At 69.1% G+C, this 10,341-nt stretch carries 9 protein-coding genes; all 9 read right to left on the bottom strand.

Annotated elements, in window-relative coordinates; all coding sequences use genetic code 11:
- Positions 1 to 16 precede the first annotated feature (16 nt).
- Complete coding sequence (locus VM780_RS01585; protein ID WP_325444420.1) at positions 17 to 1,861, bottom strand: chloride channel protein; 1,845 nt, start codon at positions 1,859 to 1,861, stop codon at positions 17 to 19.
- 13 nt (positions 1,862 to 1,874) lie between these two features.
- A complete protein-coding gene (locus VM780_RS01580) occupies positions 1,875 to 2,549 on the bottom strand; it encodes an ABC transporter ATP-binding protein (RefSeq protein ID WP_325444795.1) in 675 nt (224 codons plus the stop codon).
- A gap of 56 nt (positions 2,550 to 2,605) precedes the next feature.
- Positions 2,606 to 3,898: a lipoprotein-releasing ABC transporter permease subunit gene (locus VM780_RS01575; RefSeq protein ID WP_325444418.1), complete on the bottom strand. Its 1,293-nt coding sequence runs from the start codon at positions 3,896 to 3,898 to the stop codon at positions 2,606 to 2,608.
- A gap of 6 nt (positions 3,899 to 3,904) precedes the next feature.
- Entirely contained in the window at positions 3,905 to 5,227 is a 1,323-nt protein-coding gene (gene proS, locus VM780_RS01570) for a proline--tRNA ligase (protein ID WP_325444416.1), read from the bottom strand.
- A 393-nt stretch (positions 5,228 to 5,620) separates the two neighbouring features.
- On the bottom strand, positions 5,621 to 5,902 hold the full coding sequence (locus tag VM780_RS01565) for a DUF1467 family protein (protein WP_325444414.1): 282 nt from the start codon (positions 5,900 to 5,902) through the stop codon (positions 5,621 to 5,623).
- Positions 5,899 to 6,303: a methylmalonyl-CoA epimerase gene (mce, locus tag VM780_RS01560; RefSeq protein WP_325444412.1), complete on the bottom strand. Its 405-nt coding sequence runs from the start codon at positions 6,301 to 6,303 to the stop codon at positions 5,899 to 5,901. The genes VM780_RS01565 and mce overlap by 4 nt, the downstream gene beginning before the upstream one ends.
- Positions 6,304 to 6,370: 67 nt before the next feature.
- Positions 6,371 to 8,035: a ribonuclease J gene (locus tag VM780_RS01555; protein WP_325444410.1), complete on the bottom strand. Its 1,665-nt coding sequence runs from the start codon at positions 8,033 to 8,035 to the stop codon at positions 6,371 to 6,373.
- 2 nt (positions 8,036 to 8,037) lie between these two features.
- Positions 8,038 to 8,835 (bottom strand): biotin--[acetyl-CoA-carboxylase] ligase, encoded by a 798-nt coding sequence (locus VM780_RS01550; protein WP_325444408.1) that lies wholly within the window; start codon positions 8,833 to 8,835, stop codon positions 8,038 to 8,040.
- 48 nt (positions 8,836 to 8,883) lie between these two features.
- Positions 8,884 to 10,323, bottom strand: a complete 1,440-nt coding sequence (nuoN, locus tag VM780_RS01545; RefSeq protein ID WP_325444405.1) for an NADH-quinone oxidoreductase subunit NuoN — start codon at positions 10,321 to 10,323, stop codon at positions 8,884 to 8,886.
- Between the last annotated feature and the right edge of the window lie 18 nt (positions 10,324 to 10,341).

The raw sequence follows: 10,341 nt of genomic DNA, 5'->3' as shown, positions 1-10,341 counted from the left end.
CCAATCCGGTGGAGCGTCAGCGCTCGCCGAACAGTTCGCGCTGCGCCTTCTCGAGCTCCTCGGCGTAGCGTCGCCGCACGAAGGTCTCGGACAGCACGCCCAGCACCTCGCTCTCGGGACCGATGACGGCGAGTTCGTCGACCTGGGCGGAGTCGAACAGGCGCATCACGGCACCGATGTCCATCTCGGGCCTCAACGCCACGTCCTTTGCGCTCGCGAGCTCCGCGACCGGAGCGGCGGGATCGACGCCCTCGCCATAGGCGGCGGCCGTGACCAGCACTCCGGCGTATTTGCCCGCATCGTCCTCCAGCACCACGCGGCTGGTCGAGCCCAGCGGGAACCGCCGGCGGAACTCTGCAATCGTCGTCGTGGAGGGCGTCGTGTTGGCTTCGCGGCGCATCATGCGGCCGGCTGTCAACGTCCTCACCCAGCCGACGTCCCGGGCGCTCTTCACGGTCTCGCCGCGCAGATGCAGGCGCCAGGTGGAGAACGAATAGCCGAACGCCTCGCGCACGATGGTGCTCGCGACCAGCGCCGCCGCCAGCACCGCGCCGGTCAGCGTCAGGTCGCGCGTCGCCTCGAGGACGAGCATCGCCATCGTGATCGGACCGCCGACCACGGCGACGGCGAGCGCCGCCATCCCGACCAGCGCCGCGTCGGTGACGTTGACGACGCCGGGGCCGAGGATGACGGCCGCGCCCTCGGCGAACAGGTGACCGGCCAGGGTGCCGAGAAACAGCGAGGCGAAGAACAGGCCGCCACGGAAGCCGAAGCCGAGCGAGACGACCGAGGCGAGGCACTTGGCGACGAACACGATGGCGATGAAGCCGAGCGCCGCGCCGCCCGCCAGATCGAGATGCAGCGCCCCATGGCCGGCCGACAGCACCTGCGGCGAGATCATCGCGAGCGGGATCAGCAGCAGTCCGCCGATCGCCGGCCGCGCATAAGGCGGCAGCTTGATCTTGCGCGTGCCGATCTCGACGAGCGCCGCCGCGCGCATCAGCAGGATGCCGATGACTGCGCAAAGCGCGCCGAGCGGCGCGAGCAACAGAAGATCCGTCGTGCTGAGCGCGCCCCCGGTCGGCGCGCTGACCAGATAGGGCGTCGAGCCGAGCGCATGCGCCGTCACGACGCCGGCGAGCGCCGCGGCCGCGATCGGCGCGATGGCGGACGGCGTGTAGGCGCCGATCACGATCTCAAATGCGTAGAAGGCGCCGGTCAGCGGCGCGCCAAAGGCGGCGGCGATCCCGGCGCCGGCGCCCGCGCCGACCAGCGTCCGGACATCCGACCGCCTGATGCGGAAGCCGCGGCCGGCCAGCGAGCCTCCGGCGGCCCCCATCTGAGCGTAGGCCGCCTCAAGCCCGACCGAGGCGCCGAAGCCGTTCGAGATGAGCGTCTGCCCCGAGATCACGAGGCTGTCGACGAGCGACATCCGTCCGCCATGCAGCGCATTGGCCTCGACCGCGTCCACGAGCGCGCGGCGGCGCGCCCGGACCAGCAGGGTGAAGGCCGCGAGCGCCACGCCGCCCAGCGGCAGGATGAGGAGCTGCGTCAGGCTCAGGGACGGCATGGCGCTGAGCCGCGCCTCGGCCGGCAGGCGGAACAGCAGATGCTGGAGCGTCTCGGAGATCTTGCCCTGCAGCACGGTCATCGCGCCGGCCGCGGCGCCGACCACGAGCGCAAGCGCGACGAACCAGGCCTCGCTCGCCCTCAGACGGCCGCTGATCCAGTCGAGCAACGCCGCGGCCGCGGGCGCCCGCTGGAGAACCGCGCCCTGCTCCGCCGCCTTCAGCTCCCGGGCCCGCTCCGGCTCCGCCGTCGGCGCGGACGCGTCGACCTCGCGGGGGTCCCGGGACGCCAAGCGGCGGCGCCGTTCAGGTCTCGACCAGCACGCCGTCCCGCAGCGTGAGGCGTCGATCCAGCGTGGCGGCGAGCTCGAGATTGTGCGTGGCGACGATCGCGGCGAGCCCGGAGGCGCGGGCCAGCGCCGTCAGCGTCGAGAAGACATGCGCCGAAGTCGTCGGGTCGAGATTGCCGGTCGGCTCGTCCGCCAGCAGCAGGCGCGGCGCGTTGGCGACGGCGCGCGCGATCGCGACGCGCTGCTGTTCGCCGCCGGACAGCTCGGCGGGGCGATGATCGAGCCGCTGCCCGAGTCCGAGATAGGACAGCAGCTCGGCCGCCCTGGCGCGCGCCTCGGCCGCGCCGAGCCCACGGATGAGCTGCGGCATGACGACGTTCTCGAGCGCCGTGAACTCCGGCAGCAGATGATGGAACTGATAGACGAAGCCCACCTCGTTGCGGCGCAGCGCCGTCCGGGCGTCGTCCGAAAGACCCGCGGTGGGCTCGCCGTCGAAGAACACCTCGCCGCCGTCGGGCCGTTCGAGCAGCCCCGCAATGTGCAGCAAGGTCGACTTGCCGGCGCCCGAGGGGGCGACGAGGGCCACCACCTCCCCGGCCGCGACCTGCGCGGAGGCGTCGATCAGCACGTCGACCGCGGACTCACCCTGCCGGTAGCGCCGGGCCACGTGGTCGATCACGAGCAGCGGCATGCCGACCGCTTCGGTCGCGGGGCCGTCCTGTTCCTCCGGAGCGTCCTGAGCTTCGTTCATTCGTAGCGCAGCGCCTCGACCGGATCGAGCTTGGCGGCCCGCCAGGACGGATAGAGCGTGGCCGCGACCGAAAGCGTGAGCGCCATGAGCACCACCGTCAGCGTCTCGCGCAAGTCGGGATTGGCTGGGAGCCGGCTGAGGAAATAGACCTCCGGCGAGAACAGCTCCGTCCCGGTGAGGGACGCCAGAAAGCCGCGGATCGTCTCGATGTTCCAGCAGACGATCATGCCGAGCGCGAAACCAGCCAGAGTCCCGACCACGCCGATGCTCGCGCCGGTGATCAGGAAGATGCGCATGATGGCGCCGCGGGTGGCCCCCATGGTGCGCAGGATGGCGACGTCGCGGCCCTTGTCCTTCACCAGCATGATCAGCCCGGAGACGATGTTGAGCGCGGCCACCAGCACGATCAGCGTCAGGATCAAAAACATGACGTTGCGCTCGACCTCGAGCGCCGAGAAGAACGTCTTGTTCCGGTCGCGCCAGTCCAGCATGTAGAGCGGCCGGTCGGCGGCCTCCTGCAGCTTCGGCTTCACGGCGTCGACCTTGTCCGGATCGTCGAGATAGATCTCGATGCCGGTGACGTCGTCATCCCGGTTGAAATAGGCCTGGGCCTCCTGCAGCGGCATGAACACGAAGGCGCTGTCGTATTCCGACATGCCGATCTCGAACACGCCCGCGACGCGGTAGCCCTTGATGCGCGGGGTGACGCCCATCGGGGTCACGGCACCGCGCGGCGTCACCAAGGTCAGCGTGTCCCCGGCACGCAGCGCGAGCTGGTCCGCGAGGCGCTTGCCGATCAGCACGCCGCCGCCGTCGTCAAAATTCTCGAGGCTGCCGTCGCGGATCGTGCGGGAGACGAACTGCAGCTTGCCGAGGTCCTGGGCGCGCAGGCCGCGCACCAAAACGCCGCCGGAGGCCGAAGGCGACGACGCCAGCGCCTGCCCCTCGACGAGCGGGATGACGAACTTGACGCCGGAGACCTTGCTCAACCGGTCGGCGACCGCCGCATAGTCGGTCAGCGGCCCGTCGAGCGGCTGGGCGACCACATGGCCGTTGATGCCAAGGATCTTGTTCAGAAGCTCGGTGCGGAAGCCGTTCATCACCGCCATCACGATGATCAGCGTGGCGACGCCGAGCGTGATGCCGAGGAAGGAGAAGCCGGCGATGACCGAGATGAACCCTTCCTTCCGCCGGGCGCGCAGGTAGCGGCCCGCGATCAGCCACTCGAACGGCGCGAACGGCCGCGTGGCGCCGAGCGGCGGAGCGGAAGAGGATCTGGGCCCGGCCACGCGCCCTCAGCCGATGATCGCGGCGAGCGCGGAGTCGGGGCTGAGCTGCTCGGCCGCCCCGCCCGACCGCCGCTTCAGCTCGACCGTGCCGGCGGCGAGCCCCTTCGGTCCGACCACCAGCCGCCACGGCAGGCCGATCAGCTCCATGGTGGCGAATTTGGAGCCGGCGCGCTCGTCGGTGTCGTCGTAGAGCACGTCGATGCCCTGCCCTGTCAGCTTGGCGTAAAGATCTTCGCAGGCGGCGTCCACGGCGGCGTCGCCCGGCTTGAGGTTCACCAGCCCCACCCTGAACGGGGCGACCGCATCCGGCCAGATGATTCCGGCGTCGTCGTGGCCGGCTTCGATGATGGCCGCCGCAAGCCGGCTCGGCCCGATGCCATAAGAGCCCATGTGCACAGGCGCGTCCTTGCCGTCGGGGCCGGTCACGAACGCCTTCATCGGCAGCGAATACTTGGTTCCGAAATAGAAGATGTGGCCGACCTCGATGCCCCGCGCCGACAGCCGGTCGGTGGCGTCCAGCGCCTCGAACGCGCCTGAATCGTGCATGTCCTCGGTCGCTGCGTAGAGGGTCGTCCAGCGGTCGACGATCGCCTGAAGCGCGGCCGGATCGCCGAAATCGACGTCTGCGGGCGGCGTATCGAAGTCGAGGAAGTTCTTGTGGCAGAACACCTCGCTCTCGCCAGTCTTGGCCAGAATGATGAACTCGTGGCTGAGGTCGCCGCCGATCGGGCCGGTGTCCGCCCGCATCGGGATCGCCTTCAGGCCGAGCCGCGCGAAGGTCCTGAGATAGGCGACGAACATGCGGTTGTAGGACGTCCGCGCGCCTTCCGCGTCGAGATCGAACGAATAGGCGTCCTTCATCAGGAACTCGCGGGAGCGCATCACGCCGAAGCGCGGCCGCCGCTCGTCACGGAACTTCCACTGGATGTGGTAGAGGTTCTTCGGCAGGTCCTTGTAGGAACGGACGCCGGCGCGGAAGATCTCGGTGATCATTTCTTCGTTGGTCGGCCCGTAGAGCATCTCCCGCTCGTGCCGGTCCTTGATGCGCAGCATCTCCTCGCCATAGGCGTCGTAGCGCCCGCTCTCGCGCCACAGATCGGCGAGTTGCAGCGTCGGCATCAGCAGTTCGATCGCGCCGGCGCGGTTCTGCTCCTCGCGCACGATGTCGGAGATCTTGTTCAGCACGCGCAACCCGAGCGGCAGCCAGGCGTAGATCCCGGCGGCCTCCTGCCGGATCATCCCGGCGCGCAGCATCAGCCGGTGCGAGACGATCTCGGCCTCTTTGGGCGCCTCACGAAGGATGGGGAGGAAATAGCGGCTCAGGCGCATGGAGATCTCAGGCTGACGCGAATCCGGCCGCCGCGCGCCGGCGGCCATGGCCGCGCACGAAAGCGGAAGGGCCCGGGAAACACAAGCGCGGGCTTGGCTGATGGCCGGCGCGCGATCACGCTTCTTTTTTCGGCGCCCTCTGCACAAGGAGGTGACAAACCTTCCCCGCTCGGCTAGCTTTACTTTCATAACAAGGGCCACCGGCGAAGTTGCCTCGCCGGATCCAAAGGCCCGCGCTTGGGAGGATGTCCGCAGGGCGCGCCGCTGAGGTGATCGCCCATCAGACGCCGAAGTCCCGCACCGCTCGCGGCGTCAGAGCGCGGACCATTGCGAACTGCCACAAAACGCAAGGCTTCGGCCTTGCTTTTTTTTGGCCGCTTTCCTGGCGACCGCTCAGCGCGCCTGCTCGAAACGCGGCAGGAACGGGATGTCGTCCAGCCCGAACAGCTCCTGCGTCAGCAGCAGATTGATGGCGACGAAGACCAGCGTCGCGACGATCGTAGTGATCACGATGACGCGGCCCATGCGGGCGCTGAACGGCGCGCCCGGCTCGGTTCCGGGCGTAACGTCGCCTGCCTCGGACTGGCTGCGGCCGCTGAACGGCAGCACGAGGAACAGCGCCGTCCACCAGACGAGGAAATAGATCGCAGCCCAGCTCGCCGCCGAGAAGATCAAGCCTGTTCGAGCTCCACAAGCGCGCCCAGCATGTCCTTCGGGTGGAGGAACAGCACGGGCTTGCCATGCGCGCCGATCTTCGGCTCGCCGTCGCCCAGCACCCGCGCCCCCTGCGCCTTCAGCTGGTCGCGGGCGGCGACGATGTCGTCGACCTCATAGCAGATGTGGTGGATGCCGCCCGCCGGCGAGCGCTCAAGAAAGGCCGCGATCGGCGACTTTTCGCCAAGCGGCTCAAGCAGTTCGATCTTCGTGTTCGGGAGCTCGATGAAGACGACGCTGACGCCGTGCTCGGGCTGCTCGGTCGCCGGAGTGACCTTGGCGCCGAGCGTGTCGCGATAGACCGCAGTCGCCGCCGCCAGATCCGGAACCGCGATGGCCACGTGGTTGAGGCGCCCGATCATGATGATCTCCAGTCATCCAGAAGCGTGTGAAGCTGCGTCGCCCGGCGCGCGGCCGGGCTCGCGTCGCTCATACGCCGAGCACAGAGACGTGGCAAACCGGCTTCTTGCCCCAGACGAGGTTAAGCTCCGCCCTGACCGCGCGCTCGATCGCCGAGGCCACGAGGCCGGCGTCGCGCCGCCGCGGGCGGGCCAGGCCGTCCAGGCAGTCGAGCACGGTGTCCCGGATCACCTCGAGCATCGGCGTGCCCTCGTCGTCGCGCGGCGGCAGCCCGCTGAACCTGACGTCCGGATCGCCGGCGATGTCGCCAAGCTGGTCGATCGCCACCGCGATCGACACCACGCCCGCGAAAGCGAGCTTGCGGCGCTCGGAGATTGTCGCCTCGGTGGCGTAGATCAGCACGCGGCCGTCCTTGAGCATGCGCCCGGAGACGACCTCGTCAACGACCTCCGGTGGACCGCCGGCGATGCGGATCATCTGCCCGTCGCGGACGCGCGCGACGCTCTTGGCGCCGGCCGACTTCGCAGCTTCCAGGTGCTCGGCCATGTGGAGCTCTTCGCCATGAACCGGCACGACGAGCTGCGGCTTGAGCCAGCCGTAGAGGGTCGCGAGCTCCTCGCGGTGCGGATGCCCCGAGACATGGACGAAATGGGTGCGGTCGGTGATGACCTCGGCGCCGCCGGCGATCAGCCCGTTGATGACGCGCCCTACCGCCTTCTCGTTACCCGGAATGGCGCGCGACGAAAAGATCACCCGATCGCCCTTGGCGAGCGTCACCAGCGGATGGTCGCCATTCGCGATCCTGGCGAGCGCGGCGCGCGGCTCGCCCTGGCTGCCGGTCATCAGGGCCACGACCTTCTCGCGCGGCAGATAGCCATAGGCGTCAGCGTCGAGAAAATCCGGAATGCCTTCGAGATAGCCGAGCATCCGGCCGACCTCGAGCGCGCGGTGCATGGCGCGGCCGATCACGACGACCTGGCGGTCGCAGGCGAGCGCCGCCTCCGCGACCGCCCGCAGCCGCCCGACATTCGACGCGAAGGTCGTGACCGCCACGCGGCCGGGCGAATTGCCGATCAGCTCGGCGAGGCTCGCCGCGACCTCCTTCTCGGAGCGCGAGAAGCCCTCGCGCAGGGCGTTGGTGGAATCGCCGATGACGGCGGCCACGCCCTCCTCGCCGATGGCGCGCAGACGCGTCTCGTCCGTCGGCGGCCCGAGCACGGGCGTGAGGTCGATCTTCCAGTCGCCGGTGTGCACGACCGTGCCGGCCGGCGTGCGGATCGCGAGCGCGTTCGATTCCGGAATCGAGTGCGCGACGGCGACGAACTCGACCTCGAAAGGCCCCGCCGTGAAGCGGCCGCCCTGCGGAATGACATGGACGTCGATCTTGGGCGCGCCCTTCTCGGAGACGCGCTTGGCCTCGAGCATCGCGGCCGCGAAAGGCGTGGCGTAGACCGGGCAGCGCAGCTCGGGCCACAGGTCGAGCACCGCGCCGTAGTGGTCCTCATGCGCATGCGTCAGCACGAGCGCCTCGATGTTGGCGCGCTGCGCCTTGGCGAAGCGGATGTCCGGCATGATCAGATCGATGCCGGGCGTGACGGCGGGATCGCCGAACAGAACGCCGCAATCGACCATCAGCCAGCGTCGTCTGGGTCCCTCGCCAAAGCCATAGAGACCGGCGTTCATGCCGATTTCGCCGACTCCTCCGAGCGGCGCGAAAACCAGATCCTGAGCCATTCTCACCCTTGCGCGGCGTGCGTCGCCGCCGCGCCGAAATAAACGTCGCCCGCGGCGATCGCGGTCGCGACCCCGGTGGGGGCGCGGATAACCAGCCGGCCGCTCTCGTCGATCGACTCGAAGCGGCCTCGAATTCTGCGGTCGCCCATATCGACCTCAACCTGGGCGCCAAGCCCTGCCGCCCTTGCCATCCAGGCCTTGCGGACAGCCGGGAGCCCTCTGCCCTCGTTCCAGACCTCGAGCCAGCCGACAAGCGCGTCGGCAAGCGAGGCGAACAGTTCCTCGGCGGTGATGCGGTCGCCACGCGCGGCAAGGCTCGTCGCCGGATAGGGCAGGCCCTCCGGCGCCGACGCCACGTTGACCCCAAGCCCGACCACGACGGCGAGTCGTCCTTCTGAAACCACGTCGGCCTCCAGAAGGATCCCGGCGAGTTTCGCCCCATCGACCACCACGTCGTTGGGCCATTTGAGCTCGGGCCGCGAGGTGCGCGCCTGCAGCGAGGGCGCCGTCAGGCGCAGCGCGGATTCAAGCGCCAGCCCCGCCGCGAAACCGAGCGTGGCGGCGACCGCCGGCGTCGCCTCGACAGTCAGGCCGAAGCTCGCCGCAAGATTGCCGCGCTCCGTCGACCATTCCCGCCCGCGCCGGCCGCGGCCTTCGGTCTGCGACCGCGCGACGACCCACACCAGCCCCCTGCCCTCCCGCGCCAGCGCCAGCGCCTCGGTATTGGTGGAGCCGACGGTGTCGTAGGCGACGAGAGAATGTCCGGCGGCGATCGCGACAGGGCCAAGAGCGAAACTCATGCGGCCTGCCGCGCCGACAAAGCGTCCTTGGCGTTCTGCATTCCGGCCTCAGAAAAGAGACTGCGCGGCGGCGGCGGCCGCGACGCCGAGGGGAGCCGGATAGACGAAATAGAGAATCGTGAAGCCGCCCGCGATCGTGAGCACCGTCTTAGCCGCGAACGTCATCGGCGCGAACTCGACCTTCGGCTCGTCGAGATAGATGATCTTCACGATGCGCAGATAATAGAACGCGCCGATGACGCTGAGCACGAGGCCGATCACCGCGAGCGGGGCCAGCCCGGCGTTCACCGCCGCGTAGAACACGTAGAACTTGGCGAAGAAGCCCGCGAGCGGCGGGATGCCCGCCAGCGAGAACATGATCATCGCCAGCACGAAGGCCATCGCGGGCTTGGTGCGCGAGAGCCCCGCCAGATCGTCGATGTCCTCGACATAGCGGTCGCCGACCCGCATCGACAGGATGCACGCGAAGGCGCCGAGCGTCATGGCGACATAGATCGCCACATAGATCGCGACGCCGCGGACGCCTTCCGGCGTCCCGGCCGCGAGGCCGACCAGCACGTAGCCCATATGGCCGATCGAGGAGTAGGCCATCAGGCGCTTGATGTTGCGCTGGCCGATCGCCGCGAAGGAGCCGAGCGCCATGGAGGCGATCGCGACGAACACCACCACCTGGCGCCATTCGACCGTGACGGTCGGAAACGCTTCGGAGACGGCGCGCACGAACATCGCGACGCCGGCGACCTTGGTGGCCGAGGCGAAGAAGGCGGTGATCGGCGTCGGCGCGCCCTCATAGACGTCCGGCGTCCACATATGGAACGGCACGGCCGAGACCTTGAAGGCGAAGCCCGACAGCAGGAACACGATGCCGAAGATCAGGGCGATCGAGGCGTGGCCGTCGCCGAGCGACGCTGCGATATCGGCGAAGCCGACCGCGCCGGTCGCGCCATAGATCAGCGAGGCGCCGTAGAGCAGCATGCCGGAGGAAAGCGCCCCGAGGACGAAGTATTTCAGGCCCGCCTCGGTCGAACGCCGGTCGTCGCGGTGGATCGCGGCGATGACATAAAGCGCCAGCGATTGCAGCTCGAGCCCCAGATAAAGCGCGATCAGGTCCGAGGCCGAGATCATCAGCGCCATGCCGAGCGTCGAGAGCACGACCAGGATGGCGTATTCGAAACGAGCGAAGTTCTCGCGACGCATGTAGTCGAAGCTCAGCGCGAGCGCCGCGAAAGCGCCGATGAAGGCCAGAACCTTCATGAAGCGCGCAAAGGCGTCGAGCTTGAAGGCGCCGCCGAAGGTCGCCGGCCCGTCGGCGGGGACCGCCAGCACCAGCACGGTCGCAAGCGCGATCACGCCGAGCGCGAGGCCGTTGACGAGGCCCGTCGCGCGGTCGCCCATGATCGCGCCGATCAGGACAAGCCCAAGCGCGCCGATGGCGAGCGCGATCTCGGGCAGTGCAGGGCCGAGCAGCGGAAGGGCGGAGGCGTCCATGCGTCAGCGCTCGATTCT

It is taken from the genome of Hansschlegelia sp. (assembly GCF_035538955.1).
Lineage (GTDB): Bacteria > Pseudomonadota > Alphaproteobacteria > Rhizobiales > Methylopilaceae > Methylopila.
Note: the sequence above shows the minus strand (reverse complement) of the source record. Positions and strands in the feature narration are given on the sequence as shown.

Excerpts from the sequence above, each read along its gene's own strand:
- VM780_RS01580 (WP_325444795.1), bottom strand. The coding sequence starts at position 2,549 with ATGCCGCTGCTCGTGATCGACCACGTGGCCCGGCGCTACCGGCAGGGT.
- proS (WP_325444416.1), bottom strand. The coding sequence starts at position 5,227 with ATGCGCCTGAGCCGCTATTTCCTCCCCATCCTTCGTGAGGCGCCCAAA.
- mce (WP_325444412.1), bottom strand. The coding sequence starts at position 6,303 with ATGATCGGGCGCCTCAACCACGTGGCCATCGCGGTTCCGGATCTGGCG.
- VM780_RS01555 (WP_325444410.1), bottom strand. The coding sequence starts at position 8,035 with ATGGCTCAGGATCTGGTTTTCGCGCCGCTCGGAGGAGTCGGCGAAATC.
- VM780_RS01550 (WP_325444408.1), bottom strand. The coding sequence starts at position 8,835 with ATGAGTTTCGCTCTTGGCCCTGTCGCGATCGCCGCCGGACATTCTCTC.
- nuoN (WP_325444405.1), bottom strand. The coding sequence starts at position 10,323 with ATGGACGCCTCCGCCCTTCCGCTGCTCGGCCCTGCACTGCCCGAGATC.